The 395-nt window shown below is 42.3% G+C and carries 1 protein-coding gene; it reads right to left on the bottom strand.

Going from position 1 to position 395, the window contains the following annotated elements:
• Positions 1-349 (bottom strand): transcription antitermination factor NusB (locus RVS70_RS23030; protein ID WP_321135062.1); only part of this gene is annotated, 349 nt, incomplete at its 3' end.
• Between the last annotated feature and the right edge of the window lie 46 nt (positions 350-395).

Raw genomic sequence — 395 nt, 5'->3', positions numbered from 1 at the left:
AAGCAATGCCTTTGTGTCCGCGGATTTTAGCAATCTCAACCGCTTCATGGATGGCTGCCCTATCTGGAATCTTCTCCAAATATTCCATTTGATATAAGGATAGGCGAAGAAGCTGAATCACCCACGGCTTTACTTTTTGAGGCTTATTGATAAACGGTTTAAGCATATAATCAAGCGCGATTTTGTTTTGAAATGTACCATAGACAAGTTCAGTCAAAAGCCCTCTGTCCTGATCACTCAGTTCATTTGATTTAATGACCGATTTCAGCAGCAGGTTGCTGTATGCCTGGTTTTGTTCTAATTTGATCAGCGCTTCAAGGGCGATGTCACGAACACTAGTTTTTTTCATTATTTTCTCCTAACACATCTCCGGCTTCAACATGAGCGCCGCGCAC

The sequence above is a fragment of the Virgibacillus sp. M23 genome, from assembly GCF_034190895.1.
GTDB lineage: Bacteria > Bacillota > Bacilli > Bacillales > Amphibacillaceae > Virgibacillus > Virgibacillus salarius.
This window is presented reverse-complemented; position numbering and strand designations above follow the sequence as displayed.